At 67.1% G+C, this 26,201-nt stretch carries 25 protein-coding genes; 3 read left to right on the top strand and 22 right to left on the bottom strand.

What is annotated here, in order from left to right; genetic code table 11:
• Nucleotides 1–181: 181 nt before the first annotated feature.
• The 21 genes from VGT00_18640 to mazG form a co-directional block, all read right to left on the bottom strand.
• A complete protein-coding gene (locus tag VGT00_18640; protein ID HEV8533448.1) occupies nucleotides 182–1,306 on the bottom strand; it encodes an acyltransferase in 1,125 nt (374 codons plus the stop codon).
• A 95-nt stretch (nucleotides 1,307–1,401) separates the two neighbouring features.
• Nucleotides 1,402–2,484, bottom strand: coding sequence for a 3-dehydroquinate synthase (gene aroB, locus VGT00_18645; protein HEV8533449.1), 1,083 nt, complete (start codon nucleotides 2,482–2,484; stop codon nucleotides 1,402–1,404).
• A gap of 12 nt (nucleotides 2,485–2,496) precedes the next feature.
• Complete coding sequence (gene aroC / locus VGT00_18650; protein ID HEV8533450.1) at nucleotides 2,497–3,669, bottom strand: chorismate synthase; 1,173 nt, start codon at nucleotides 3,667–3,669, stop codon at nucleotides 2,497–2,499.
• Between the two features lie 9 nt (nucleotides 3,670–3,678).
• Nucleotides 3,679–6,309 carry a secretin N-terminal domain-containing protein gene (locus VGT00_18655; protein ID HEV8533451.1) on the bottom strand — a complete coding sequence of 877 codons (2,631 nt, stop codon included), beginning with the start codon at nucleotides 6,307–6,309 and terminating at the stop codon, nucleotides 3,679–3,681.
• A gap of 40 nt (nucleotides 6,310–6,349) precedes the next feature.
• Nucleotides 6,350–6,847, bottom strand: a complete 498-nt coding sequence (locus VGT00_18660) for a hypothetical protein (GenBank protein ID HEV8533452.1) — start codon at nucleotides 6,845–6,847, stop codon at nucleotides 6,350–6,352.
• A complete protein-coding gene (pilO, locus tag VGT00_18665; protein HEV8533453.1) occupies nucleotides 6,844–7,488 on the bottom strand; it encodes a type 4a pilus biogenesis protein PilO in 645 nt (214 codons plus the stop codon). Before pilO ends, VGT00_18660 begins: the two co-directional genes overlap by 4 nt.
• Nucleotides 7,489–7,492: 4 nt before the next feature.
• Nucleotides 7,493–8,044 (bottom strand): PilN domain-containing protein, encoded by a 552-nt coding sequence (locus VGT00_18670; GenBank protein ID HEV8533454.1) that lies wholly within the window; start codon nucleotides 8,042–8,044, stop codon nucleotides 7,493–7,495.
• Nucleotides 8,041–9,105, bottom strand: a complete 1,065-nt coding sequence (gene pilM, locus VGT00_18675) for a type IV pilus assembly protein PilM (protein ID HEV8533455.1) — start codon at nucleotides 9,103–9,105, stop codon at nucleotides 8,041–8,043. The genes VGT00_18670 and pilM overlap by 4 nt, the downstream gene beginning before the upstream one ends.
• Nucleotides 9,106–9,302: 197 nt before the next feature.
• Nucleotides 9,303–10,439: a hypothetical protein gene (locus VGT00_18680; GenBank protein HEV8533456.1), complete on the bottom strand. Its 1,137-nt coding sequence runs from the start codon at nucleotides 10,437–10,439 to the stop codon at nucleotides 9,303–9,305.
• A gap of 44 nt (nucleotides 10,440–10,483) precedes the next feature.
• Nucleotides 10,484–10,939, bottom strand: a complete 456-nt coding sequence (locus VGT00_18685) for a hypothetical protein (GenBank protein ID HEV8533457.1) — start codon at nucleotides 10,937–10,939, stop codon at nucleotides 10,484–10,486.
• 6 nt (nucleotides 10,940–10,945) lie between these two features.
• The gene (locus VGT00_18690; protein ID HEV8533458.1) at nucleotides 10,946–11,464 is read right to left on the bottom strand and encodes a GspH/FimT family pseudopilin; all 519 of its coding nucleotides are present in this window, start codon (nucleotides 11,462–11,464) and stop codon (nucleotides 10,946–10,948) included.
• 49 nt (nucleotides 11,465–11,513) lie between these two features.
• The gene (locus VGT00_18695; protein ID HEV8533459.1) at nucleotides 11,514–12,272 is read right to left on the bottom strand and encodes a prepilin peptidase; all 759 of its coding nucleotides are present in this window, start codon (nucleotides 12,270–12,272) and stop codon (nucleotides 11,514–11,516) included.
• A gap of 112 nt (nucleotides 12,273–12,384) precedes the next feature.
• Complete coding sequence (locus VGT00_18700; GenBank protein ID HEV8533460.1) at nucleotides 12,385–12,807, bottom strand: prepilin-type N-terminal cleavage/methylation domain-containing protein; 423 nt, start codon at nucleotides 12,805–12,807, stop codon at nucleotides 12,385–12,387.
• Nucleotides 12,808–13,126: 319 nt separating this feature from the next.
• On the bottom strand, nucleotides 13,127–13,546 hold the full coding sequence (locus tag VGT00_18705; protein ID HEV8533461.1) for a prepilin-type N-terminal cleavage/methylation domain-containing protein: 420 nt from the start codon (nucleotides 13,544–13,546) through the stop codon (nucleotides 13,127–13,129).
• 274 nt (nucleotides 13,547–13,820) lie between these two features.
• Nucleotides 13,821–15,218, bottom strand: a complete 1,398-nt coding sequence (locus VGT00_18710) for a sigma-54 dependent transcriptional regulator (protein HEV8533462.1) — start codon at nucleotides 15,216–15,218, stop codon at nucleotides 13,821–13,823.
• Nucleotides 15,219–15,230: 12 nt separating this feature from the next.
• Nucleotides 15,231–16,871 (bottom strand): ATP-binding protein, encoded by a 1,641-nt coding sequence (locus VGT00_18715; protein ID HEV8533463.1) that lies wholly within the window; start codon nucleotides 16,869–16,871, stop codon nucleotides 15,231–15,233.
• 11 nt (nucleotides 16,872–16,882) lie between these two features.
• Complete coding sequence (locus VGT00_18720) at nucleotides 16,883–18,082, bottom strand: type II secretion system F family protein (protein HEV8533464.1); 1,200 nt, start codon at nucleotides 18,080–18,082, stop codon at nucleotides 16,883–16,885.
• 42 nt (nucleotides 18,083–18,124) lie between these two features.
• Nucleotides 18,125–19,258 (bottom strand): type IV pilus twitching motility protein PilT, encoded by a 1,134-nt coding sequence (locus tag VGT00_18725; GenBank protein HEV8533465.1) that lies wholly within the window; start codon nucleotides 19,256–19,258, stop codon nucleotides 18,125–18,127.
• Between the two features lie 29 nt (nucleotides 19,259–19,287).
• On the bottom strand, nucleotides 19,288–21,033 hold the full coding sequence (pilB, locus tag VGT00_18730; protein ID HEV8533466.1) for a type IV-A pilus assembly ATPase PilB: 1,746 nt from the start codon (nucleotides 21,031–21,033) through the stop codon (nucleotides 19,288–19,290).
• Nucleotides 21,034–21,056: 23 nt separating this feature from the next.
• A complete protein-coding gene (locus VGT00_18735) occupies nucleotides 21,057–21,593 on the bottom strand; it encodes a macro domain-containing protein (GenBank protein ID HEV8533467.1) in 537 nt (178 codons plus the stop codon).
• Entirely contained in the window at nucleotides 21,590–22,408 is an 819-nt protein-coding gene (mazG, locus tag VGT00_18740; GenBank protein ID HEV8533468.1) for a nucleoside triphosphate pyrophosphohydrolase, read from the bottom strand. The genes VGT00_18735 and mazG overlap by 4 nt, the downstream gene beginning before the upstream one ends.
• Before the next feature lie 104 nt (nucleotides 22,409–22,512).
• Here mazG and VGT00_18745 point away from each other — a divergent pair, with 104 nt between their 5' ends.
• Nucleotides 22,513–22,923, top strand: coding sequence for a DUF1844 domain-containing protein (locus VGT00_18745; GenBank protein HEV8533469.1), 411 nt, complete (start codon nucleotides 22,513–22,515; stop codon nucleotides 22,921–22,923).
• Here the strand turns inward: VGT00_18745 and VGT00_18750 are convergent.
• Nucleotides 22,920–23,570, bottom strand: coding sequence for a hypothetical protein (locus VGT00_18750; GenBank protein ID HEV8533470.1), 651 nt, complete (start codon nucleotides 23,568–23,570; stop codon nucleotides 22,920–22,922). The genes VGT00_18745 and VGT00_18750 overlap by 4 nt on opposite strands.
• A 148-nt stretch (nucleotides 23,571–23,718) precedes the next feature.
• On the opposite strand from VGT00_18750, the gene VGT00_18755 reads away from it, so the two are divergent.
• Entirely contained in the window at nucleotides 23,719–24,186 is a 468-nt protein-coding gene (locus VGT00_18755) for an Hsp20/alpha crystallin family protein (protein HEV8533471.1), read from the top strand.
• Between the two features lie 80 nt (nucleotides 24,187–24,266).
• A complete protein-coding gene (gene dnaK / locus VGT00_18760; protein ID HEV8533472.1) occupies nucleotides 24,267–26,201 on the top strand; it encodes a molecular chaperone DnaK in 1,935 nt (644 codons plus the stop codon).

The raw sequence follows: 26,201 nt of genomic DNA on the forward strand, positions 1-26,201 counted from the left end.
CTCGGAGGGGGGCTCCGCCCCCCTTCCGAAGCCTCCCCCCGACGCAGTGCGAGCCGCAGGACGTCGCGGGGCTGGGGCCCCGCCGTCCGAGGCGAGCAATCTGAGAACTGCGCCGGCGAAGCCGGCGCTCGAAGCGGAACACTCTTGCTCGCGAGGAGACGGGAATTGCTTGGACGGGTCGCTAGAGGGCGGGCGCGACGGCGGCGGCCGGCGCGGCGGCCGTGCGATCGGCGGGCCGGGCCGCGAATCGCGATTTCAGGCGAAGGGCCGGGGCCTCGATCCAGCGGTAGGAGGCCGCGGCCATGGCGAAGGTGATTACCCACGCGGGCACGATTCGCGACGGGAGGTATTCGAGGATGCCCGAGGCCCACAGGGCTCCCGCGAGAAAGAACACGGGAAGGTGCCACAGGTAGAGCGCGTAGGACCGCTTCCCGATCCACACGAGCGGTGACCAGGCGAGGAGGGGAGCCAGGCGGGAGCCGGGCCGCAGCACGTCCACGATGAGAATGCCCGCGGCCACCGCCACGATGGTGCTCGCCCCCCGCCGGGCATAGTCGTCGGGCAGACGCGCCACCACGAGGACGGCCACGAGGACGGCGGCGGCGGCCAGCGCGGCGACCGGCCATCGCCGTCTTGTCGAGGCCGACGGATCGCGCGCGCTCCGGATGTACCCCCACGACACGAGGCACGCCGTCGCGCACCCGATGAGGATGGGATCGGCGTGCGCGTCCGTGCCGAGGTAGAAGCGCCGGCCCGTCGCCCCGCTCACCGCCAGGTGATAGCGGAGGAGGATCGATCCCAGGGTGGCCAGGAGAAGCCCGGCCACGAGCAGCCAGCGCGCGCGCACGCGGCGGAGGAGTAGGGCGAGGACGGGCGGCCATACGAGGTAGAACTGCTCCTCGATCGACAGCGACCAGGCGTGCCCGAGCATGCCCTGGGGAAGCCCCGCGATGGCCGCCCAGTTCGCCACGTAGAAGATCACCGCGAGGACGAAGAGCGACATGCCGACGACCCGGGAGGGGCCCGCAGTAGCGATCATGGCCACGCCGGAGACGATCACCACGGGCACGAGGGCGGGGAGAAGCCGAAGGGCCCGCCGGCAGTAGAAGTCACGCAGGGCGATGCGCCCCGCGGCCGCGTGCTCTTCGATCAGGAGCGTGCTGATGAGGAAGCCGCTCAGGGTGAAGAAGACGTCAACGCCGAGGAAGCCGCCGTGAATCAGCCCGGAGTGATAGAGCATGACGGCGAGGATGGAGATGGCGCGGATGCCGTCGAGGGCGGGGTGGTAGCCGAGCCGTGTCGTCATGGGCGGCGCTTCGGGACAGTGGCGAATGGCGGGTGGCCGGACAATGATCTACATCTAGCACGGCCGCCGGGAGCCGCCCGAGAGAATTGGGAGACTCAGCCGAGCTCGGCCAGGGCCTCCAGAATCACGGGCTTGGGGACGTCGAAGACGATGCGGAAGCGTCCGATCTCCGGGGCGAGCACGAACGGCACGCGCCCCTCCTTGCCCTTCTTGTCGCGCGCCATGGCCTCGATCACTCGCTCGGGCGCTTCCCCCACCTCGCGCACGGGCAGGCCCATCGTCTCGAGCAGCCGCACTTGCCGGGCCCGCGTCTCCGTCGAGGCCAGGCCCAGGCGCTCGGCCACGCCGGCCTCTGCCACCATGCCGAGCGACACGGCCTCGCCGTGGGCGAAGCGCGCATAGCCGGTGACCGCCTCGATGGCATGTCCGATGGTGTGGCCGTAGTTGAGCACGTGACGAAGCTCCGCCTCTTGCTCGTCGCGCTCGATCACGGACGCCTTGAGACGGCACGAGCCGGCCACGATCCGCTCGAGGATCTCGGGCTCCCGCTTGGCGAGGGCGGCCGCGTTCCGCTCGACCTCGTCGAAATACGCGGCGTCCAGCACGATGCCGTGCTTGATCACCTCGGCCAGCCCGGAGCGGTACTCGCGCTCCGGTAGGGTCTGGAGCGCGCCCGTGTCGGCCAGCACGAGACGCGGCTGGTGAAAGGCGCCGATCAGGTTCTTGGCGCGCGGATGATCGATGGCCGTCTTGCCGCCTATGGAGGCGTCCACCTGCGCGAGCAGGGTCGTGGGCAGCTGAACGAAGTGGACGCCGCGCATGTAAGTGGCGGCCACGAAGCCCGCGAGGTCTCCCACGGCGCCGCCTCCGAGGGCGACCACGGCCGAGCCTCGATCGAGCCCGAATTCGAAGAGGCGGTCCCAGGTCCGCTCGGCGACCTCGAGGGTCTTGGCGCGCTCGCCCTCGGGGAGCATGACCGTGGTGACGTCGAAGCCCGCGCCGACCAGGCTCCGGGTCACCGCCTCGCCGTGGAGGCCGTGAATGACCGGATCAGTGATGAGGGCGAGCTTGCGCCCCACCCCGAGCTGAGAGATCTCCGGGCCGGCCTGGGAGAGCAGGCCGGCTCCCACGGCAATGCGATAGGAGCGGGCGCCGAGCTTGACGGGGACGTCGATCATCGGACGTCCAGGCTACCAGGTTTTGAGGTAGTCGAGATAGCCCTGGTAGTTGCGGCGCACCTCGTCGATGCCGTCTCCTCCGAACTTCTCCAGGAAGGCCTCGGCGAGCACGAGGGCCATCATGGCCTCGCCGACCACGCCGGCCGCCGGCACCGCGCAGACGTCACTCCGCTCCACCACCGCCTCCACCGCTTCCTTGGTCGCCGTGTCCACCGAGCGGAGCGGCTTGCGGAGGGTGGAGATGGGCTTCATGGCGGCGCGCACCACCACGGGCTGGCCATTGGTGACCCCGCCTTCGAGGCCGCCCGCGCTGTTCGACTGGCGGTGAAAGCCGCTGTCGGCGTCGAAGAGGATCTCGTCGTGGACTTGCGAGCCCGGGCGGCGGGCGGCTTCGAAGCCGAGGCCGATCTCCGCGCCCTTGATCGCGTGAATGGAGCAGAAGGCGCGGGCCAGGCGTCCGTCGAGCTTCCGATCCCACTGCACGTAGGAGCCGAGGCCCACGGGGCAGCCGAGGGCGACGACCTCGAAGACGCCGCCCAGGGTATCGCCCGCGGCCTTGGCCTCGTCTATCGCCTCGATCATGCGCCGCTCCACCTCGGGATCGGCGCAGCGGACTTCGGAGGCCTCGGCGCGGCGGCGGACCTCTTCCCACGGAATCTCCAGCGCCCCGATGCGCACCCCGCCGATCTCCGTCACGTGGCTCAGAATGGTGATGCCGAACTCGTCGAGGAGCCTCTTGGCGACCCCGGCCACGGCCACGCGCGCCGTGGTCTCCCGGGCGCTGGATCGCTCGAGCACATTGCGGATGTCGTGGTGGCCGTACTTCATGGCCCCGGCCAGGTCGGCATGCCCGGGGCGCGGCCTGGTCACGGTTTTGGCGGCCGCCCCCGCCGGCGGATCGCCCACGGCCATGGTCTGCTTCCAGTTTTCCCAGTCGCGGTTCTGGATGGTCAGGGTGATGGGACTGCCGAGGGTCCGGCCCCCGCGCACTCCCGCAGAGATATGGGCCTGATCCTGCTCGATCTTCATCCGACCGCCGCGGCCATAGCCGCGCTGGCGGCGCGCGAGATCCGCGTTGAGGTCAGCCTCGGCCAGGGGCAGGCCGGCGGGGACGCCGTCGATAACGGCGGTCAGCGCCTCCCCGTGGGACTCGCCGGCCGTGAGGAAGCGGAACGCCCCGCCCAAGAGCCCTCTCTACCGCGGAGCGATCGGCGTCAGGGCCAGGCCGGCCCCGCCCTGGGTCGTCAGGATAGACGGCGTGACGAACACCACGAGCTCTCGCCCGGTCTCGTTGTTCTCCTTCTGCTTGAAGAGCCAGCCGAAGATCGGGATGTCGCCGAGGAGCGGTACCTTGCGCACGGTGGTCGACACGATACCCTGGGTGACGCCGCCGATGACGAGGCGGTCGCCCTCCTTGATGAGCACCTGTGTCTCGGCCTTGCGCCGGTTGATGATAGGCACGGCCACGCCGGCGGCGGGCGTGATGGTGTCGCCGCGGGAATTGTTCTCCACCACGACGAGCAGCTTGATCTTGGCCACGATCTGATCGCCGATCTTCTCTCTCAGCACCGTCGGGGTCACCTCGAGCTTGAGCACAGCTTCCTTGAACTGGATCTGCGTGCCGGCCGAGCTGACCGTAGCATACGGGATTTCCTCGCCGAGCGACACCGCGGCTTTGTTGTTCTCCACGGTGACGATTTCGGGCCGAGCCAGTGTGCGCGTCTTGCCCTGAGCGGCCAGGGCCTGGAGGGCCAGGTTGATGTTGAAGCGGTTGGAGACCAGGCCGAAGGCGATGCCGCCCGCGGGCACGCCCGCGTTCGAGGCGTTCGGGAGTCCGGCGAAGGGCAGGTTGACGACGTTGCCGCCCAGGGGCAGACCCGTGGTGGCCGAGATCGGGAAGAGCTGCGAGAGCGTGAGGTTCGGGTTGGCCGGCGTCAAGTTCCACGGGGCGGTCGGGTTGAACGGCGCGATGGTGCCGTCCGGCAAGAGCACGCCGGCGAAGGCCGGGGAGATCGTGCCGGCGTTCTTGCCTGGGGCCGACTGGAAGCCCTGGCCGATCAGCGTCGTCGTATTGTTGATGTTGCCGGCGCCGGCCCCACCCCACTGCACGCCGATGCCCTCGAAGGCGTTGCGATCGAGGATCTCCATCCTCGCCTCGATCTTGACCTGGGGCAGCGGCACGTCCAGCTGCTCCTTGATCAGCTTCTTGATCCGCTCGAGATCGGCCTCGTAGTGGCGGATGAACACGCTGTTGGTCGGCTTGTGCGCCTGGATGGTGATGCCCTTGGCGAGCACGTCCTGACTCACGGAGACAACCTGCGGGGGTTGCCCGGGCAGGAAGGGCGGATACGGGTTGTTCGGCTCCGGGAGCCGCCCCAGCGCCGGGTTCGGTGGTCCGCCGCCTGACGGCACCACCGTGGGCTGCTGCGGGATGCTCTGGATGATGGGGATCGGCGAGACGGGCGCCGAGCCCGACGGCGGAATGCCGAGGATGCCCTGAAGGGTCTTGGCCACGTCCTCGGGATCGGCGTACGAAAGCCGGATCGTCTCCTCCCGCAGCGGTCCGCGGGCCTTGGCCTCGGCGATGGCCGCTTCGGCCTGGAGCTTCTTGGTAGCCGCCTCCGCCTCTTTCACTTCCGCCTCGGCTCGCTTGGTGCGGATCTCGGTCTCGGACTTGACCTGGGCTTCCTGGACGCGCGCGTGCGCCTCGCGCTCCTTGGTCAGCTGCTCGGTCGAAACGATGCGAATGACGCTGCCCCGCTCCAGCTTCTGGAGTCCGCGCGTCTCCAGGATCGTGTCCAGGGCCTGCTCCCACGTGACATTGCGGAGCGACACCGAGACCTTGCCCTTGACATCGTCGCCCGCCACGATATTGCGACCGCTCTCGGCCGCGAGGATGCGCAGGAGGTTGACGACGTCGGCATCCTTGAAGTCGAGCGAGATGAGACGCTGGCCGTTTCCGGCCGGCGGCGCCGCCGGGGGAGCGGCCGGCGGCGGGGTGGGACTGGGAGTCGCCTGGGCGGGCACCGGCACCAGCGCGATGGGCGCGAGGGTCGCCGCCTTGACCAATGCGTCCTTGGTCCTCACCTCTGGGGTCCGTGCGGCTGGCGTCCGGATTTCTGAGGTCCGCACTTCCAGTGACCGCGGCTCCTGGATGCTGACAGGTGGCTCGGGCCCGGCCCTCGGCGGCGCCGGCCGGGAATCGAGCTTCAGGGACTCGAACGCCTCGGCGACTCGCTGCGCTTCCACCTTCTGCAGAGTGATCTTGCTCGCGGCGGGGATCGCCGTCGACGCCGTGGCCGTCTCCTTGGCCTTGGGCGCAGGCTTGTCCGCCTGGGCGGTCCCGCCCGGCTCGAACACGAGGGCGAGCCCGTCGGGGCGCTCGTCGATTCGGTACCCGACTTTGCGAGAGAGCTCCACGACCACGCGAGCCGTGCCCACGCGGAACTGGCTGCCGCGCACCTCACGCACGGGGTCGCCGTCGGACTTGAGGGCCGTCCGGTTCCAGGCGAACGTCGTTCCCTGCATGTCGATCACCAGCCGGTTCGGGGAATCGATGAAGCTCGCCGCATACCGGGTAGGTCCGCTCATGCTCACCAGGACGGTGATGCCGTCGGCCTGGCGGTCCACCGTGATGGACTTGAGCTGGACCGACGCATCCGGCGTCTGCGCGATCCCGACGCCCGCTCCGAGGACTCCCCCCAGGACCAGCAATCCCAACGGCCAGCGCAGCGATCTGCCCAGTCGGCCCCGCGATCCACCAAGCGCGCGCAGCGATCCACCAAGCAAGCGCAGCGATCCGAATGTCGGCGTCTGAGGCTTCATGCGGCGATCACCCCTTCTTCCTGCGTGCTGTGCCCATCATTTAGTCCAGCGGCAAGCGCAGGGTCACCGTGGTCGGTCCCTGGCCGGGCTGGGCCGCGACCGCGAAGGTCACGGACGCAGCGGTGATGGCGGTCACTCGGCCATTGCCGAGGGCGTCGCCGGTCTTGAGGATGTAGCCGATGCCGTCAGGGCCCTCGACGAGCGCCATGAGCCCCGGACGACCCTGCACGATTCCGACCAGCTTGGCCGCCGTCAGAGTGATGCCCTTGTGCTCCGCGGCGAGCGAGACAGGCGTGAACGGATCGCGGCGTCCCTTGGAGTCGAAGGCGATGGGCGGGAGCGGCGCGCCCGCCTCCGGCTCCTTCGGCTTGATGGCGCTCGCGCCCGGCGCGGCCGGAGCACCGGGCGCGGGAGGAGCCGCGACCGGCGGCGGCGTGGGCGTCGGCACGGGCGCCGCGGGAGGCGCCTCGCTCCCGCCACAGGCGGCCAGGAGGGCCGAGGCCACGAGCAGTGGGGCGTATCGATGGTGCGGCGTCATCGGGGCGTTCCTGGCTGACCCGCGGCGGGCCGCGGAGTCGGCGCGGGAGCCGGAGCGCCAGGCTTTGGCGGCGGCGGGGCGCCCTCGGGTCGGAACACATAGGTCGCCAGGGTCATCTCGGCGCGCAAGGTGCCGGTGGGACGCTCGATGCCCGTGAACTTGAACTCGCCCAGCGAGACGATGCGCGACAGCTTCCCCAGCTTCTCGAAGAACGCGCCCAGCTGGTTGTAGCTGCACTCGACGGTGACGGCGATCGGCACTTCGGTCAGCACGTCCCGGTCCTCGGGATTCTTGGGCTGGAACAAGGCGACCCCCAGCCCGGCCTGTGAAGCCAGATCCGAGACCTGTCGATAGAGCCGCGGAATCTCACGCTCCGTGGGGAGGCGCTCCTTGGCGGTCTCGAGGCGCTTGCGGAGCGCCTCCGCCTGGGCGCGAAACGGGCGGAGGTTGGCCTCGTCGGCCCTGGCCTTGAGAACTTCAGCCCGCAGCACTTCGTTCTGCTGCTGCAGTCCGTCGCGGTCCGTGGCGGCCGGCGAGATGAGCAGGAAATAGGAGAGGGCCCCCAGAATGATGAGCAACATCGCTCCGAAGATGACCTTCTGCTGCCGGGGAGCGTTGACGATGGAGTCGAAGGCGCCCATGGGGTCAGGGCTCGAAGCGCGTGACCACCTCGAAGGTGATCAGACGCGGCGATTTGGTCAGATCCTGCTTGGCGTCCGCGATGTCGACGTCCTTGAACTTGCCGCTGGCCTTGAGATTGGTCATGAAGTCGGAGAGGGCGGTGGAGCTGTAGGCAGTGCCGGCGAACCGGAGCTGGGTGCCCTTCTCCTCCATGCGCGTGAGCCAGAGGTCCTTGGGCAGGGTGTCGAGGACGGAGTCGAGAAGGTAGACGGGGCGGGTCTGGCCCCGCGCGACGATCTCGATGGCGTTCACCCGTCGCTCGAGGAGCTCCTTGTCACGCCGGAAGCGCTGCCCTTCGGCGATGAGCCCCTTGAGGCGGTCCGATTCCTTCCGGTTCTCCGCGATCTCGCGGTTCAATCGGCTGACGTCGGCGGAGATGCTCCACCACCAGCCGCCCACCACGAGCACGAGCACGGCGGCGACCGATCCGAAGGCGACGCCGAGGTTGAAGCTCGGGAGCTGAAGTCCGGGACCCGCCTTCTTGGCCGAGGGCGGGGCGAGGTTGATCCGGATCATGCGGTCTTGTCCCCCGGCCGACGGAGTCCAAGTCCCACCGCGACGGCGAGGAAGGGGGCCATCTGGTCGAGCTCTTCCGTGGTGAATTCGGCCCCCTCGTACTCGATGTGCGCGAGGGGGCGGGCGATCTCCACGGGAACCCCCCAGGACGAGGAGAGGAACTCGTCGATGCCGGCGAGACGGGCGCAACCCCCCGACAGGACGATGCGGGCGATGCGCTCTGACTCGGCCGTGGAAGCGAAATAGTCGAAGGTGCGCTGCACCTCGAGCGACAGATCGCGGGACACGGCTTCGAGCGCGGGCACGAGGTCGTCCCAGGCCACGCCGACCTCCTGTCCCTGCTTGGCCGCCTCGGCCTTCTCGAACGGAATGTTGAGGCGCTGGGCGATGGCCTGGGTGTAGTTGTGGCCGCCGAAGGGAACGTCGCGCGCGAAGATCGAGGCGCCGCCGCGGACGACGTTGGTCTTCATGACGGTCGCCCCGATGTCGATGAGGGCCACCGCCTCATCGGCGCCGCCTTCCGGGTGATTGAGCTCCCACTGGTTCTGGATGGCGAACGCGTCGAGATCGACGACGAGGGCCTCGAGCCCCGCCTGTTCCACGGCGGCCACGTACTCCAGGACCTTGACCTTCTTGACGGCGACGAGCACGACCGACATCGCGTTCACGGATTCGCCCACGACCTGGTAGTCGAGGAACACGTCGTCCACCGCGAAGGGGATGTGATGCTCGGCCTCGAGGGTGATGGCGTCCGCGAGCTCCTTGGCCGTGACCCTCGGCAGGGGCACGCGCTTCACGATGCCCTCGCGCCCCGAGACGGAAATCGCGGCGGCCGTGTTCGTGATGCCCGCCTTCTGCACACACTCGCGGATCGCGTCGCTGACGAGCCCGGGCTCCTTGATGCTGCCCTCGCTGATCACGTCTCGGGGGAGGGGTACCTGGGCGAAGGCTTTGAGGGCATAGCCCGCCTTGCCCTCGACCAGCTCGATCGCCTTGACCGAGCTCGAACCGATATCGAGTCCGAACGTGAGGGGCCTCTTTCCCAGTCCAAAAAGCGCCATGTCGGCTCCCGATCCTGCTGGCCGCCGACCCTCCGGGGGGTTTCCCGCGGCCGCCTGCGGGTTGGCCTGCTCACCCGTAAAAATTGCTGACTAGCACGTAGCTTATATGCTGGCTCGGGGAAAGTGTCAACAGTTTGACGCTACAATAGGAAGGGGCACCCCGGAATGGTTTCCCCGACCCGTTGGGGAAATTCGCGCTAGTCGGGTAATTCCCGGTATGACCCGGGCTTGAGCAGCCAGCCAAAAGGAATGAGGCTATCGCCGCTCCGGGAAGCCGCGCAATCGAAGCGGATCGCGGGCCCGCCGCCCGCTCGATCGATGGCGGTGGCTCCGCCGCGGACGCTCTGGGCCACCACCTGGCCTTCGACACCTCCAGGAGAGGTTCCGCGATACGCGAACCCGTCGAGGGCATAGGCGAGTCCACGCAGCCGAGCGTCGCCGGAGATCTCCAGTGTGCCGGAGACGATCATCCATCCGCGAAAGACGCCGGCCCCGCCGCCCAGCACCACGCGCGCGAGATCGCTAGCGGGTGTCGCGTTGGAGATCGGGGCGCCACTCGCCGTGTCCACGAAGACGAGCCCATCGCGAGGCGGACTCGCGCCGTCGAAGGCGACGTTCCCGCGATAGTAGGTGCCGCGCGCCTGGGCCATGCGCCGCAGCGTGGCGAGCTCGGCGTCGGTGAAAGCCCACGCCCGCGCGTCTTGCCCCGGCTGCCCCTGGGCGATGTCGCTCGCCTGGTTGGGTATCGCATTGCCGTCGGCGCCCCAGACATCGGCACCCGGAGCCATGACGGCGGAGCCGCTCGTCCACGCCCCGAGCTTGGCGCCGCACGTGGTGTCGCCGCGGGCGTCCGCCGCGGCGCCCGCGGTGACCTGGAGCCCTCCTCCGGCGCAGAGCGCGCACGGCGCACTGTCGGCCGGCGCGCGCAGCCGCATGATGGTGGCGACGACGCGGTGATGCGCTTTCGCCCGCCCGTCTCCCGGATCATCGGTGGGGATCCAGCCGACGGCGACGATGTCCCGCTCATTGCCGCCTGCCCCGGGGGCCACGGTCAATCGGAACCCGCCCCACGCCACGCCCTCCAAGCTGACGGGCACGAGGACGCTGCCGTCATAGGGCGGCGGAATCACGGCGGGAAGAGGGTCGGGGAGACCCTCCGTTGCTCCCGGGTGCGCGAGGGCCCAGATGGCGCGCTCGAGACCGGCTTCGGCGAGCGCGGCCGCTTGGGCCGCGCGGAGCTGATTGGAGGCGATGCTGGGTTCGGTCGCCGACATCGCCGAGAGCTCGAGGAGGAGCGAGCCGAGCACGAGAAGCGCGATGAGAGCCACGGGCACCGCAACGCCTCGTTGGTTCCCCAGGAATGACCCTGACCGGCTTCTCACCGCTCGGCGACGAGGGTCGTCAGCGAGATCGTCTTGTCGGTCGAGGCCATGCCCACGGCGCTGACCGGGCGATAGGAGACGCGCACCGTGATCTGACGGAGGCGCGGCGAGACAATACCGGCGCAGCCGGACGACGCCGTGCAGTCCGAGATCCTGACTTCGCGACGGAAGGCGCCATAGGGTGGAGCCAGAGGGGACTCGTCAAGAAAGGTGGGCCGCCCGGCGGCGCGGGGTGCCGCGGCGGGGTGCCCTGAGACGCCGAGGCGATCCAGGGGCGGGCTCGAGCTCCAGGCCGCGGCGCGCGCTTCCTCGAGGCGCGCCAAGGCCAGAAAGGTCGCGGTCGAGAGCTGGCTACCCTCGCTGACCGCCGCCCCGGACACGGGGATCGATGAGGCGAGCGCGGTGAGTCCTAGGGCGAGGACGGCAACGGCGGTGAGGACGTCCGCCAGCACCGAGCTTCAGGGACCAATGACAACGCGACCCGAGGCGGACACCGTGACGGTCAGCGAGGCCGTGGCGTGGGTCACGGTGTAGGTCGCCGCCGGCGTCGCCGCGCCCAGGTAGTTGAAGACAGGATCGGCCGTGGTCGAGAGCGTGATATTGTCCGGCGCCGGAATATTTCCCAAGCCGTCGGTGCCCGGCCCGAGCCACACCGCTCCCCCGCAGCCGCCCAAGTGATAGTGCATGGCGCTGGCCGTGATATGGACGCACACGTTCCCGTTTCGCTGGAGCGCGAGCTGCCGACCTTGGTTGAGGTAGGCCGCGATATCCGAAGCGGCACCCCGCACCATGGCCGTGCGGTAGTAGCTCAGGAAATAGGGCGTCGAGAAGGTGGCGAGCACGCCTATCACGGCGAGAAGCACGATGAGCTCGGGCAGGCTGAAGCCGCGCTGGCGCTGCCGGCGCCCCGCCCGAAGCTGGCTGGTGTCTTGCCCGCTGCTGCAGTGATCGTCCAGGCGTCCGATTTGTGTGCTCATTTCACATCTAAATAAGCAAGAAAGGGGCCAGTATGCCTTGGGCCCCAGGTCAACCGCCCAGATACCAGGCGAGGAGGGGCCGTCCCCACAGGAGGCTGACCACGCCCCCGAGAGCCAGGAAAGGGCCGAAAGGAATGGCGGCCTTCCGGCCCTTTCGGCCCGTGGCCAGCAACGCGATGGCCACGGCGCCTCCGCTCCAGACGCCTATCAGGATGGCCAGGAGGGCCAGCTTCCAGCCAAGGAAGGCGCCGATCATGGCTCCGAGCTTCGGGTCGCCCCCGCCCATGCCCCGGCCCGCCGTCAGAAGAATGATCAAGACGAAGGGACCGCCCCCAACCACGATGCCCAGCAAAACGTCGAGCCAGCCCTGTGGACTGCCCAGCAGACTCAGCATGGCTCCGACCACGATCCCGGGGAGCGTGATGATGTCCGGGATGATCTGGTGGTCTAGGTCGATCCCGCTGATCACCACGAGGGCGGCCGAGAAGATGATGGCCGCCACGAGGTCGAGAACGGTCACGGCGCGCCAGGCCGCCAGGGCGAAGAGAAGGCCGGTCAGCAGCTCGACGGCTGGATAGCGCCATGAGATGGGATTGTGACAGGCGCGGCACCGGGCGCGCAGCACGAGCCACGAAACGACCGGGATGTTGTCGTACCACCGAATCGGGGTGCCACATGCGGGGCACGCGGATGGTGGGTGAACGATGCTGCGCTCCATGGGCAAGCGCGCAATCACGACATTGAGGAAGCTCCCGATGATGAGGCCGAAGAGAAAGCACATGCCCTCGAGGAAGAGGGGCGGAAGCACGGAGTGATTGTACAAGATGCGAAGCTCCGCCGACGCTCGTGAGGTGGGAAAAGACGCGACGAGGGAGGGGGTGACCCCTCCCTCGTCGGTGTTGGTCGTGTCGAGGGCGACTCTACGGAACCGTGATGGTGGTGCCGTCGCCGTTGGCGGTGATGGAGAAGGTTCCGGTGGTGCTGGAGGTGTAGGTGTAGGTTCCCGACCATGCCGGCGAGCCGCCCGGGGGCGGGGTCGGAATGTTGGCCATGAACGGGCCTGCGGTCTGTCCGAGGCCATTGGTCGTGGCCTGAGTCAGATCGGTGAGAGCCGCGGGCAGCGCCCCCATGTGGGCGGTGAACAGGCTCACCGATGATCCCATGGTCCGGGCGTCCGCCTGTGCCTTGGCGACTCGCGCGCGGGTCTGGACGTTGGCGTAGAGCGGGATGGCGATGGCCGCGAGAATGCCAATGATAGCCACCACGATCATCAGCTCGATAAGCGTGAAGCCGGCCTGGCTACCCTGGCGCGGCCTCCGCTCTGTATGGTATTTACTCAACATGTGTTGTCCCCTTTTAGAAAGGGCCGCATGCTAGGCCCAAAATGAATAAATGACTCCACTCCAGGACCACTCGGTAGCACGGTCAGTGCCAAAGAGGCTCCGGATCAAGCCAGGGACACTCCATTTTTAACGGACTCTTACGATGACTTTTCTTTCAATCCTTCCTCGAGCCATGCACGCGGAGGCCCGAGGCTGACAAATTGGGGAATTCGGAGTTCCGAGGAATGTCATTCGAGCCCACCCAAGCAAGACGGGGGAAGGCTTTTGGCCTTCCCCCGTCATAGCGGCGCGACTGGTGATGCAGGCGCGCGAGGGTCGCTTACGGAACGGTGATGGTGGTGCCGTCGCCGTTGGCGGTGACGGAGAACGTGCCCGTGGTGCTCGAGGTGTAGGTGTAGGTACCTGACCAGGCAGGTGAACCACCAGGAGGAGGCGTCGGGATTCTCGCCATGAAGGGCCCGGCGCTCTGGCCGAGGCCGTTCGTGGTCGCCTGGCTGAGGTCCGTCAGGGCGGCCGGCAGCGCGCCCATGTGGGCCGTGAACATGCTGACGGCCGAGCCCAGGGTGCGGGCATCGGCCTGCGCCTTGGCCACGCGGGCGCGGGTCTGCACGTTGGCGTACAGCGGAATCGCGATGGCCGCGAGGATACCGATGATGGCCACCACGATCATCAGCTCGATGAGCGTGAAGCCGCGCTGATTCCCCAGGGCCTTTCTCTTCGTGTGCCAGAATCTGATCATCGCTTCGTATCCCCCATGAAGTTAAGGGTCTCCTGGACCCGATATGAGAACTGGCTGCTTCTGGTCCTGCGGAAGCACTTTCAGTGCCACCTGTCCAAGAGCGCGACACATGTCAGCATTCCGACGTGACACACCGTTCGCGAGGCAAAATGAATTGCTAAATACCTGAAAGTTCTGGCGCGGAGAATTTGGGCCACCGCGCCCGCGGAGCTCCTCGACGCCATGCGCGCCCGACGATGCTGACACGTCCTGTTACTCGAACGGCCAAAGACTGTCAGGCATCCCCTCCCGATCCTTTGCGGACGAGGCTGTGTTTCTGGAGCTTGTAGCGGAACTGGCGAAAAGTCATCTTGAGCAGCTCGGCCGCCTTCGTCTGCACTCCTCCTGTACGATCGAGGGCCCGCTGGAGATACCCGCGTTCGATGGTGTCGAGGGTCGCCTCCAGGTCGAGCCCGTCCTCGGGCAGCTCCACCGCTTCCATGCCTTTGACCGGGCGCTCCCGTCGTAGCGTCTCCGGCAGCGAGTCCACCCCGAGCATGTCCCCCGCCCCCAGGACGATGGCCCTTTCGAGCACGTTCTCCAGCTCGCGGATATTGCCCGGCCAGTGGTATCGCTCGAGGACACCCATGGCGTCTGGCGCGACGCCGCGCGCCCCCTTGCCGAGCTCCTTGCCGAATTTCTGCAGGAAGTGCGCGACGAGCAGGGGGATGTCTTCGCGCCGCTCGCGAAGCGGGGGCAGCTGAATCGGGATCACGTTCAGCCGGTAGTAGAGGTCCTCCCGGAGCACGCCGTCCCTCACGGCGTCCTCGAGATTGCGGTTGGAGGCGGCGATGAGCCGCACATCGGTCTTCATGTCCTTCGTGTCGCCCACGCGCCGGATCTCGCGGGTCTGAATGGCCCGGAGGAGCTTGACCTGGAGCAAGGGCGGGATCTCGGTGATTTCGTCGAGAAACAGGGTGCCGCCTTCGCCCGCCGAGAAGAGGCCGATCTTGTTCGACACGGCGCCCGTGAAGGCGCCCCGGACATGGCCGAAGAGCTCGGACTCCATGAGCCCTTCGGGGATGGCCCCGCAGTTGACCGACACGAAGGGCTTGTCCCGGCGAAGGCTGTTGAAGTGGATGGCCCGCGCCACCAGCTCCTTGCCTGTCCCGCTCTCGCCCGTGATCATGGCCGTGGAGGGGCTGTCGGAGATCTTGCGGATGGTGTCGAAGACTTCGAGGATCCGCCCGCTCTTGCCGATGATGTTTTCGAAGCGGTGCTGCGTCTCCAGCTGCTTCCGCAGATAGAGGTTCTCGTCTCGCAGCCGCTTGCGCTCGAGGGCATTGCGGACGATGAGGCTGACTTCATCCAGCTTGAAGGGCTTGGTGATGTAGTCGTAGGCTCCGAGCTTCATCGCTTCGACGGCCGTCTCGGTGGAAGCGACGGCCGTGATGACGATCACGGCCATGTCCGGGGAGATCTCCTTGGCCGCCCGCAGCACCTGCAGCCCGTCGACCTTGGGCATGCGCAGGTCAGTGATGACGGCGTCCGTGGCGTCACGGCGAAGCGCCTCGATGGCCGCCTCGCCGCCCGCGGCGGTGACGACGTCATACCCTTCCTTCTCCAGGGTGATGGAGAGGAGGTCCCGCATGCTCTTTTCATCATCGACCACGAGCACACGGGCCTTGGCCATGATGGCCTGATGCTACACCGCGCCGTCCGTGGACGGAAGCGTTAGGGTGAAGGTGGCACCGGCGCTCGGCGCGCTCCGCACCTCCACGTGGCCCCCGTGGTCCTGGGCGACGCGGTAGACGAGGGCCAGGCCGATGCCGCTGCCCTCGGCTTTGGTCGAGAAGAACGGCTCGAAGATGTGGGGCAGGTCGGCGTCGGCAATGCCGTGGCCCGTGTCTCCGACCCAGAGCTGCAATCGCCGGGATGCCTCGCCGGGCAGGAACCGCGCCCCCACGCGGAGCTCGCCGCCGTCCTGCATGGCCTGCACGGCATTGATACAGAGGTTCCAGATGGCCTGACGCAGCTGCTGGGAATCCACGCGGGCGGGAAGGCTCTCGCCGTATTCGCGAATGACCTTGAGGGGGACGGGGAGGGCACGGTGTTCGATGAGGAGCACGACTTCCTCGAGGAGATCGGCGAGATTGACGTCATGCATGGCCATGGGCGCGGGCCGGGCGTACTCGAGAAAATCCCGGATGATCCGGTTCAGGCGCTCCGACTCGCGCAACACGATCTCGACCAGCCGGTCCCGCGTCGGATCCTGGGGCAGCTCCCTGACCAGGGCCTCGATGGCTCCCGACAGCGAGGCCAGGGGATTGCGGATCTCGTGGGCGATGTTCGCCGACAATCTTCCGATGGTGGCCAGCCGGTCCGCCTGACGGACGTGCTGCTCCATGCGCTTGATCGAGGAGAGATCCTGGCAGACGCCGATCAGACCGACGGCCTCCCCGCCGCCCGACCGGAGTGACCAGAACGAGATGCCCACGGGGACTTCCTGGCCGTCATGACGGCGCACGCGGATCTCGTAGCGAGGCGACTGCGCCGATGGACTCGCCACGCTCTTCCGCACCTCGGCGAGATCCACCTCCCGACCGAAGAGGGCCTCCCAGGGCTGGCCGAGCGCCTCCCGCTCGGCCACCCCCGTGATGGACTCGGCGGCGCGGTTGAAGGCCGTGATGCGCCCCTCGGGGTTGACGGCGATCAGCCCCGAACCGACCGACTGGAAGATGAGGTCGCGGAAGGCCTGCAGGTCGGAGAAGTCCCGGCGCTGGGTCTCGAGGCTGCGCTGGGCGAGGTAGTACCGCTCGGCCAGGGAGCCGGCGAGGAGGGCGATGGCCATGAGCACGCCCGCGTTGAGAAAGACGGTGAGAATCTGGAGCGCGGTCGCCTCGGCGGGCCCGGCCATGCCCAGCCAGGCCAGGACGTGCCGCCCCAGCACCACGGTGACGTAGAGGAAGCCCGCGAGGCCCGCGGCGGCCAGCCCACCCTGCCGCGCGGCCAGGAAGCACCCCTCCAGCACGGTGAGCACGTAGAGGAAGGTGAACACGGAGCGCGGGCCGCCGCTGGCCGCGATGATGCCCGTGACGAGGGCGACGTCGACGCCGATCTGCAGCCAGGCGAAGCGGCGGAGATCGATCACGTGCGCGCTGCCCACGAGCAGGACGCCGGAGATCAGGGCGGCCGCGAGGGCGGCCGTGGCGAAGGGCAGAAAGTCGAAGTGAAACCCGTCGGCGTACCGGAGCAGCGCCCCCGCCGTCAGCACCATGGCCGCCGCGATGAGGCGCGCCCAACCCAGACCTCGCAGGGAGCTCCGGAGCGCCTGAGGCTCTCGCACGGACACCCGCGCTACTTGACCAGGGTCACGAGCTTGAAGATCGGCAGGTACATGGCCACCACGAGGCCGCCGATGAGGACACCCAGCACGACGATCATGATCGGCTCGAGCAGGGCGGTCATGGCGCTCACCGCCGTGTCCACCTCGTCGTCGTAGAAGTCCGCGATCTTCGAGAGCATGGCGTCGAGGGCGCCCGTCTGCTCGCCCACGGAGATCATCTGGATCACCATGGGCGGGAACACGCCGGAGGCCTTGAGCGGCTCGGCCAGCGTCTTGCCCGCGGTGACGGCGGCCCGGCACTGGAGCACGGCCTTCTCGACGACCTTGTTGCCCGCGGTGCGCGCGGTGATACGCAGGCCTTCGAGAATGGGCACGCCCGAGGAGACGAGGGTGCCGAGGGTTCGCGTGAAGCGGGCCACCGCGACCTTGCGGATGAGCGTGCCCATCACGGGCACCTTGAGCAACAGCGCATCGATGGTGGCCTGCCCCTTCTCTGTCCGGTAATAGGCTCGGAGGGCGAAGACGCACCCGACGATGGCCGCGATGATGAGGAGGATGTACGTGCGCACGAATTCCGAGAGCCACACCACGACCTGGGTGGGCAGGGGCAGGTCGGCGCCCAGGTCCTTGAACATCTTGGTGAAGGTCGGGATGACGAAGGTGAGCATGAAGATCACCACGAGAGCCGCCACGCCCATGATGCTGGCGGGATAAATCATGGCGCCTTTGACCTTCCGCTTGAGGGCGGCCGCCTTCTCGATGTAGGCGGCCAGGCGCTGGAAGACGACGTCGAGGATACCGCCCGATTCCCCGACCTCGACCATGTTCGTGAACAGATCGTCGAAGGTCCGCGGGTGCCTCCGGAGGGAATCGGCGAGGGTCGAGCCCTGCTCGACGGAGCGGGCCACGCGGTCGGTGACGGCCCGGAGGTTCTTCGAATCGCTCTGCTCGGCCAGGATGTTGAGGCACTGCACGAGGGGCAGGCCCGCATCGATCATGGTGGAGAACTGGCGCGTGAAGATCGCCATCTCCTTGTCCTTGACCTTGCCGCCAGCCTTGCTCGGAGTCTTGCCCCCCGCTCGCTCTTGGATCTTGGTGACGAGGATGGCGCGCTTGCGGAGCTCGCCCACCGCCGACGTGCGGTCCGGGGCCTCGATCTCGCCGGTGGTGGTGCCGCCGGTGCCGCGTCCCTGATAGGTGAAGACGGCCATGTCAGGACCTCCTGTCTAGGCCAGCCGTTCGCACGACCCCGATCACCGCTTGCCGAACGGCGAGCCGCTGCCGCTGCCCGTGAGCGTGGCGGCGGCGGGCATGCCGCCGGGGACGGAGCCGAGGAGCTGGGAGAGCTCGTCGGGCAGCATGCTGCGGTTGAGCGCCTCCTCGCGCGTGATCTTGCGCTTCTGCACCAGCTCGAGGAGCGATTGGTTCATGGTCTGCATGCCGAATTTCTGGCCGGCCTGCATGGACGAGTAGATCTGGTGGATCTTCTCCTCGCGGATCAGGTTACGGACGGCCGGCGTGGTGACCATGATCTCCAACGACATCACGCGGCCGCGCCCGTCCGTGGTGGGGATGAGCTGCTGCGAGAGGACGCCTTCGAGCACGAGGGAGAGCTGGGCTCGCACCTGGGACTGCTGGGTCGTGGGGAACACGTCGATGACCCGGTTGATGGTTTGCGCGCAGGAATTGGTGTGCAGGGTGCCGAGGGTCAGATGGCCGGTCTCGGCGATGGTCAGGGCGGCGGAGATGGTCTCGAGGTCGCGCATCTCACCCACGAGGACCACGTCCGGATCCTGCCGGAGGATGTATTTGAGGGCGTTCTTGAACGAATGCGTGTCCGAGAAGACCTCGCGCTGGTTGACCAGGCACTTCTTGTGGTGGTGGACGAACTCGATGGGGTCCTCGATGGTCATGATGTGCTCGGTCCGCTCGTTGTTGATCTTGTCGACCATGGCGGCCAGGGTGGTCGACTTGCCCGAGCCGGTGGGCCCCGTGACCAGGATCAGGCCCTTGGGCCGGTCGGCGAGCTGCTCCACCACCGGGGGCAGGCCAAGCTCGTCGAAGGAACGGATCTTGATGGGGATGACGCGGATGGCCGCGGCCACCGCGCCGCGCTGACGGTAGACATTGCAGCGGAACCGGGCCAGCCCCTGGATGCCGAAGGAGAGGTCGAGCTCGTTGTCCTCCTCGAACTTCTGCTTCTGCCCCTCGTTCAGCACGCTGTAGGCCAGACGCTGGGTGTCCTGCGGCGTCAGGCGCTCGAACTGGGTCAGGGGGGTCAGCTTGCCGTGGAGCCGGATCTGCGGCGGGGTGCCCGTGGTGATGTGGAGATCGGATGCCCCTCGTTCGATCATGATGGTCAAAAGATCGTGCATCGTGGCGGCCATGGCTAAGCTATTCCTCCGTTGGTGTCATGCTAACCGAGCGTCACCCGCAGCACTTCCTCGATCGTCATGCCGCCCTCGATCACCTTCTGCAGCGCGTTTTGCCGGAGCGTCTTCATGCCCTGCCGCTGCGCGGCCTCCCCGATCTCGACGGCGGGAGCGTTCCGGATAATGAGATCACGAATGTCCTGATTGACGGGCATAACCTCGTAGATGGCCACGCGCCCCTTCATCCCCGTGAAATTGCAGGTGGCGCAGCCCTTCCCCTTGTAGAAGCTGATCTTGCCGAGCCCCTGCGGGATGTGCCCGTAGGGCACCAGGGTCTCCTCGTCGGCGTCGTAGGGCTGCTTGCAATCCTTGCAGACCTTGCGGCCGAGCCGCTGGGCCAGGATGAGGGTCAGCGAGGAGGAGACGAGGAAGGGTGGGATGCCCATGTCGAGCAGCCGGGCCACCGTCGACGGGCAGTCGTTGGTGTGCAGGGTGGTGAGCACGAGGTGGCCCGTGAGGGCGGCGCGGATGCCGATCTGCGCCGTCTCGAGGTCGCGCGTCTCGCCCACGAGGATGACGTCCGGGTCCTGCCGGAGGAAGGCTCGGAGCGCGCTGGCGAACGTGCGGCCGATTTCCTCGTTGATCTGCACCTGGTTGACCCCGCGCAGGTTGTATTCGACGGGGTCCTCCGCCGTCATGATGTTGATGTCCGGCGAGTTGATGGTGTGGATCGCGGAATACAGCGTGGTGGTCTTGCCCGAGCCCGTGGGCCCCGTGATGAGGATCATGCCGTACGGGTTGTTGATGGCCTTAGTGAACTGCTCCAGGCTCCAGGAGTCGAAGCCCAGCATGGTGAGATCGAGCTGGAGCGAATCCCTGTCGAGGATACGCATGACCGTCTTCTCGCCGAAGATGGTGGGGAGGGTGGAGACGCGGAAGTCGATCTCGCGCTGGTTGAAGCGGAGCTTGATACGGCCGTCCTGGGGCAGGCGGCGCTCCGCGATGTCGAGACTGGCCATGATCTTCACGCGGGAGGTCAGGGCGGCCTCCAGACGCTTGGGGGGGGTCATGATCTCGTGCAGCACGCCGTCGACGCGAAAACGGACCCGGAACACCTTCTCGTACGGCTCGAGGTGGATGTCGGAGGCGCCGCGCCGGATGGCGTCCACGAGGATCATGTTGATGAGGCGCACCACGGGCGCCTCGTCGGCCGACTCCTTGAGCTCGAAGACGTCGACCTTGCTCGCCGCTGCTTCCTCGTCCCCCTCGACCAGCTCGACGTCCGCGGCGGCGCCTTCCATCTCCGACACGATGTCGGCGATGCCGCCGCCCTTGCTGTCGTACGCTCGATCGATGGCCTGGCGGATGGCCACCTGCGAGGCTACGGCGGGAATCACCTGGAGATTCGTCATAAAGCCTACATCGTCCAGCGCGAAGACGTTGGTGGGGTCGCCCATGGCGAGGGTCAGGGTATTGCCCTGGAGCTTGACGGGCAGGACCTCATACTTCCGGGCGATCTGCTCCGGGACGAGCTTGAGGATGTCGGGGTCGATGTCCAGCTGAGAGAGGGTAATCGATTGGATGCCGTACTGGCGGGACAGGAAGGCGATGAGGTTCTCTTCGGTGACGAAGCTGAGCTTGACGAGTATGCTGCCGAGCTTGTCGTTGGAGCCTTTCTGCTCCTGCAGGGCGCGGGCCAGCTGCTCGTTGTCGATCAATCCCTCGCGGACGAGGAGATCGCCGAGGCGCCGGCTGACGGGCTGGGGCGGTCCGAGTTTGGGTTCGGCCATCGTGGAAAGTGCCGCGGGGCCTCCTAGTTGGCGCCGGCCACGCGCTTGAGGGCGTCGCTGAAGGCCTTGAAAGCCTCGTCCTGATAGAGCACGAAGGCGACCTTCTGCAGGCTCGTCTTCCCCTTGCGCACGTGCTCGACCACCGTGGAGATCATGACGTCGGCCGACCGCGCTGGAGGCACTCCTCCGACACCCGAGCCCAGGGCGGGGAAGGCGATCGAGGCCATCTTGTGCTTCTCCGCGATGGCCAGCGACGAACGCGTGGCCGCCATGACCTTGTCGGCATCGGCCTTGAGGTCGAGCCCCATGGTGGCCGCGTGGATCACGTGGGTGGCGGGCAGGTTGCCGGCCACGGTAAGTACGGCCTCGCCCGGCTCGATGGGTCCCTGCCGCACGGCTTCTTCTTCGATGACGGTGCCGCCTTTTCGCTTCATCGCCCCCGCCACGCCCGCGCCCATCCACAGCTCGGCGTTGGCGGCATTGACGACGGCGTCGACCTCGGCCTCCGTGATGTCGCCCCGGTCTATCGAGATTGTCGTGCTGCCGATCTTGACCTTCATGACCTGTCTCCGCCCCCGCGAGGAGTCTCGCGTGCTTTGGCGGCCTCCCATGCGAGATCGAGTTCTTCTGGGGACATCTCGTCGAGCTTCCGGCCCTCGGCCGTCATTGTGGCCTCTACCTCCCTGAATCGGCGCGTAAACGTGTCCGCTGCCTGCCTGAGCGAGTCCTCGGCGTCTATGTCCAGCCGCCGGGCGACATTGACGAGAGAGAACAGGAGATCTCCGAGCTCGGCCCGGATCCGCGTCGCGTCTCCCTGGCTGATGGCCTCGTCGGCCTCTGCCACTTCCTCCCGTACCTTGGCCCACGCCTGGGTCCAGCTCGGCCAGTCAAATCCGACGCGCCCAGCTTTGACCTGCAATCGCTGGGCGCGCAACAGCGCCGGAAGGCTCTGCGGCACGCCGTCCAGCGCCGAACGGGACGTCCCGTCTCCCTTGCCCTCAGCCCGCTTGATTCGCTCCCACTGGCTGAGGGCTTCCCGGGCATCCGCCACCTCGGCCGTCCCAAAGACATGGGGGTGGCGGTGGGTCATCTTGTCCAAAACCGTCTGCAAAACCTCTGCCATGGTGAACTCGCCTCGTTCCTGGGCGATCTGGCAGTGGAAAACGACCTGGAAAAGGACGTCCCCGAGCTCCTCGACGATGTGGTCAGGCTTGCCCTCGTCGATAGCCTGGAGGGCCTCGTAGGCTTCCTCGATCAGGTAGGGTTTGAGGGAGGCGCGGGTCTGTTCGCGATCCCAGGGGCAGCCACCCTCGCCCCTGAGGCGGCCCATGAGGGAGAGCAGGGCTTCGAAGAGAACGCCGGCCGAGTCAGCCATCAACGATCCCTGAATCGCGGAAGCATTATACACAAGGGGGGTCGGCTCCTTGAAGGTCTTCAGGACGCGTGCTAGGCTTTCGCCGCTCTCCGTGAGGGCACCACATGGCTGACGAGCAACCTTTCCGCGTTACGGACCGCCGGCGCCGCGACGATGACGCTCCTGAGGCTCCGACGGCCTCGGCACCACCCGAAGCGGCCCCACCGAGCGGGCCGACGCCCGGGCCCTCCACCGCATCGGCGCCCCTTCCAGACGCCCCAGCCGGTGGTTCCGACCTCCAGAGCCTCTTCATCATGCTTGCCTCGTCTGCGCTCGTGAATCTGGGCGAGGCGGCTGATCCGTCGACGGGGCAGCGGATCCTGGACCTGGACCAGGCACGGGATGCCGTCGATCTCCTGGTGATGCTGCGCAGCAAGACCGAGGGGAATCGCACCCCGCAGGAAAGTCAGCTCCTCGACGAGATCCTCTACGACCTCCAGGTGCGCTTCGTCCGCGCGGCCAAGGGTGCGCATTAGCGTGTCCTGATCACGACTCGTCTGTCCTCGATTTCGACATCTCTCACCGTACCCGGGACCGGCCAGTGAAAGAGCTTGGTGCTCGCCGGCCCCATGACAATGCTGACGGGCCAGGTGCCGACGGGCTGCTTCCCGAGGCTGAACTCCGAGACAACCACGCGCGCCGTTCCCGGCTTCCTGCCGGGGGCTCCCTGATCCAGGGCGATATACCCTCTCGCGGTGATCCACATGGGCCTGGCGAGCTGGGCCGGGGGAAGATAGGGCCGGAGCTGGGCGAATGGTGGCCCTTGCAGGAGACTCCCGAGCTCGGTGCGTCCACGGAGGGTGAACTGTCCCTGGCTCAGGCGTATGCCGAATGGCTCGAAACGCAAGTGAGCCGTCTGGGCAAGGTATTGCGCGGCCAGGGCATTGGCCTCTCGCTCCGAGAGGAGCACGGGATCTTGACGGCTGGACTGACCGGCATCCCGCTGGACGAGTTCATAGAGCTTGGACTGGGCGCTGGAGGCATCCGCCCGGCTCCACTCGATGGCGTCAAAGGGTGGGGCCTCGAAGATGTTGCCAGACAGGAAGAGGAAGCCACCTGCCACGGCGGTCAAGAAGATGATGCCTATGATAAGGAGCAGGCAGCCGATGCAGCCCGTCTTCATAGGGTTAGACCTTATCACCCAGCCTATTTTTCAAATGCTTACAAATTTTTTTGCGACGGCCTTGACATATCAGGGCTCAGCATATATAAGTCAGATAGACTTAGATCATGGGCCGGCAAGGACCGGCTCAAAGTAAGGAGGCAATGCTATGGCTGTGATGCGTTGGCGCAACCAGGGGCTCGAGCCGTGGTCGTCCGCCAGGGACATCGGTGAGGTGCAGGCTGAGGTGAACCGGTTCTTCGACGGCTTTTTCGGTCGGGCCTCTGAGTCGGGACTATCGGAGCGCGTATGGGCCCCCGTGGCTGACATGTACGAGACCAAGGACGAGCTGGTGATCAAGCTGGACCTACCGGGCATGAACGAGAAGGACATCCAGGTGTCTATCACCGGCGATCTCCTGTCCGTCAAGGGCCAGCGTCTGGAGACGCAGGAGGTCAAGGAGGAGTCGTACTACAGGACCGAGCGGTGGACGGGAAGGTTCGAGAGGATTTTCCAGCTTCCCATCCCCGTGCAGGCCGACAAGGTCCGCGCCACCTACCGTGAGGGCGTCCTCACCGTGACGCTCCCCAAGGTCGAGGCCGTGAAGCCCAAGGATATCAAGATCGACGTGCAGTAACGCGACACCGGCCGGCGGCGGGGCGTGACGCCCCGCCGCGTCGGCCGCTGACGAGCGACTTCACACAGGAGACGGACAACATGGCGAAGGTGATCGGCATTGACCTCGGCACGACGAATTCGGTGGTCGCGGTGGTGGAAGGTGGAGATCCCACCGTGATCGCCAACCAGGAAGGCAGCCGCCTGACCCCCTCGGTGGTGGCCTTCACGAAGGAAGGGGAAACCCTGATAGGGCAGGTGGCGAAGCGTCAGGCCATCACCAACCCCGACAACACCATCTTCTCGATCAAGCGCTTCATGGGTCGGCGATTCGATGAGGTGCTGCAGGAGGCGAAGCTCGTCCCCTACAAGGTCATCAAGGCCCAGAACGGCGACGTCCGCATCGAGGCCAGGGGCAAAGAGTATGCTCCACCCGAGATCTCCGCGCTGGTGTTGAGAAAGCTCAAGGAGGCTGCGGAGGCTTACCTCGGCGAGAAGGTGACCCAGGCCGTCATCACCGTGCCGGCTTACTTCAACGACAGCCAGCGCCAGGCCACCAAGGACGCGGGGGCGATCGCCGGGCTCGAAGTGCTCCGCATTGTCAACGAGCCCACGGCAGCGGCCCTGGCGTATGGACTGGACAAGAAGAAGGACGAGACGGTGGCCGTGTACGATCTGGGTGGCGGCACCTTCGACATCTCGATTCTCGAGATCGGCGAGGGTGTGGTCGAGGTCAAGGCGACGAACGGAGACACCCATCTGGGCGGCGACGACTTCGACCAGAAGGTCATGGATTGGATCGCCGACGAGTTCAAGCGGGAGAACGGGATCGATCTGCGCAAGGACCGCATGGCGCTCCAGCGGCTCAAAGAGGCCGCGGAGAAGGCCAAGTGCGAGCTCTCGACCGTGATCCAGACCGAGATCAACCTGCCCTTTATCACGGCCGACGCCACGGGCCCCAAGCACTTGGTGTTGACCCTCACGCGGGCCAAGCTCGAGTCGCTCGTGGCGGATCTGATCGAGCGCAGCCTGGGCCCCTGCCGCGAGGCCATGCGCCAGGCGGGCGTGACAGCCGGAGACCTGGACGAGGTCATCCTCGTGGGCGGGCAGACGCGCATGCCCAAGGTGCAGGAGGACGTCAAGAAGCTCTTCGGCAAGGATCCGAACAGGACCGTCAACCCCGACGAGGTGGTGGCGGTGGGCGCCGCGGTGCAGGCGGCGGTGCTCACGGGTGAAGTCAAGGACTTGCTGCTCCTCGACGTGACGCCGCTGTCCCTCGGCATCGAGACGCTGGGCGGAGTCATGACCAGGCTCATCGAGGCCAATACCACGATTCCCACGAAGAAGACGGAGACCTTCACCACGGCCTCGGACAGCCAGCCCTCGGTCGAGGTGCACGTGCTCCAGGGCGAGCGGCCCATGGCCCGTGACAACCGCACCCTCGGGCGCTTCCACCTCGATGGCATTCCTCCGGCTCCGCGTGGGGTGCCGCAGGTCGAGGTGACCTTCGACATCGACGCCAACGGCATCCTCAACGTCTCGGCGCGCGACAAGGCGACGAGCAAGCAGCAGAACATCACCATCACGGCCTCGTCCGGCCTCACCAAGGACGAGATCGACAAGATGAAGAAGGAAGCGGAAGCCAACGCGGCCGAGGACGCGAAGAGCCGCGAGGTGATCGAGGTCAAGAACCAGTGCGACTCGCTGATCTACTCGACGGAGCGGACGCTCCGGGACTACGGCGACAAGATCCCCGCCGAGGACAAGCAGGGCATCGAGGCCGCCATGTCAGAGGCGCGCGAGGCCCTCAAGGGCGAGGACCTCGAGCGCATCAAGCGGGCGCAGGAGGCGCTGACCAAGGCCTCGCACAAGCTGGCGGAAGTGATGTACCGCGAAGCGCAGGCGGCCGGCCAGCCGGGACCGGGCCCCCAAGGCGCTGGGCAGGCGGGCGCGACCGGCGCCCCCGGCGACCGGGCTCCCAAGAGCGACGTCGTGGATGCCGAGTTCGAGGATCTCGGCGACAAGGGCAAGAACTGA

The organism is Candidatus Methylomirabilota bacterium (assembly GCA_036002485.1).
Lineage (GTDB): Bacteria > Methylomirabilota > Methylomirabilia > Rokubacteriales > CSP1-6 > AR37.

Bases quoted from the DNA above. Each gene is read 5' to 3' on its own strand.
- dnaK (HEV8533472.1), top strand. From the start codon at position 24,267: ATGGCGAAGGTGATCGGCATTGACCTCGGCACGACGAATTCGGTGGTC.
- aroB (HEV8533449.1), bottom strand. From the start codon at position 2,484: ATGATCGACGTCCCCGTCAAGCTCGGCGCCCGCTCCTATCGCATTGCC.
- VGT00_18725 (HEV8533465.1), bottom strand. From the start codon at position 19,258: ATGGCCGCCACGATGCACGATCTTTTGACCATCATGATCGAACGAGGG.
- VGT00_18750 (HEV8533470.1), bottom strand. From the start codon at position 23,570: ATGAAGACGGGCTGCATCGGCTGCCTGCTCCTTATCATAGGCATCATC.
- VGT00_18745 (HEV8533469.1), top strand. From the start codon at position 22,513: ATGGCTGACGAGCAACCTTTCCGCGTTACGGACCGCCGGCGCCGCGAC.
- mazG (HEV8533468.1), bottom strand. From the start codon at position 22,408: ATGGCTGACTCGGCCGGCGTTCTCTTCGAAGCCCTGCTCTCCCTCATG.
- VGT00_18690 (HEV8533458.1), bottom strand. From the start codon at position 11,464: ATGAGCACACAAATCGGACGCCTGGACGATCACTGCAGCAGCGGGCAA.
- VGT00_18660 (HEV8533452.1), bottom strand. From the start codon at position 6,847: ATGACGCCGCACCATCGATACGCCCCACTGCTCGTGGCCTCGGCCCTC.
- pilM (HEV8533455.1), bottom strand. From the start codon at position 9,105: ATGGCGCTTTTTGGACTGGGAAAGAGGCCCCTCACGTTCGGACTCGAT.
- VGT00_18720 (HEV8533464.1), bottom strand. From the start codon at position 18,082: ATGGCCGTCTTCACCTATCAGGGACGCGGCACCGGCGGCACCACCACC.
- VGT00_18755 (HEV8533471.1), top strand. From the start codon at position 23,719: ATGGCTGTGATGCGTTGGCGCAACCAGGGGCTCGAGCCGTGGTCGTCC.
- VGT00_18735 (HEV8533467.1), bottom strand. From the start codon at position 21,593: ATGAAGGTCAAGATCGGCAGCACGACAATCTCGATAGACCGGGGCGAC.
- VGT00_18670 (HEV8533454.1), bottom strand. From the start codon at position 8,044: ATGATCCGGATCAACCTCGCCCCGCCCTCGGCCAAGAAGGCGGGTCCC.
- VGT00_18640 (HEV8533448.1), bottom strand. From the start codon at position 1,306: ATGACGACACGGCTCGGCTACCACCCCGCCCTCGACGGCATCCGCGCC.
- pilB (HEV8533466.1), bottom strand. From the start codon at position 21,033: ATGGCCGAACCCAAACTCGGACCGCCCCAGCCCGTCAGCCGGCGCCTC.
- VGT00_18705 (HEV8533461.1), bottom strand. From the start codon at position 13,546: ATGATCAGATTCTGGCACACGAAGAGAAAGGCCCTGGGGAATCAGCGC.
- VGT00_18655 (HEV8533451.1), bottom strand. From the start codon at position 6,309: ATGAAGCCTCAGACGCCGACATTCGGATCGCTGCGCTTGCTTGGTGGA.
- VGT00_18710 (HEV8533462.1), bottom strand. From the start codon at position 15,218: ATGGCCAAGGCCCGTGTGCTCGTGGTCGATGATGAAAAGAGCATGCGG.
- pilO (HEV8533453.1), bottom strand. From the start codon at position 7,488: ATGGGCGCCTTCGACTCCATCGTCAACGCTCCCCGGCAGCAGAAGGTC.
- VGT00_18700 (HEV8533460.1), bottom strand. From the start codon at position 12,807: ATGTTGAGTAAATACCATACAGAGCGGAGGCCGCGCCAGGGTAGCCAG.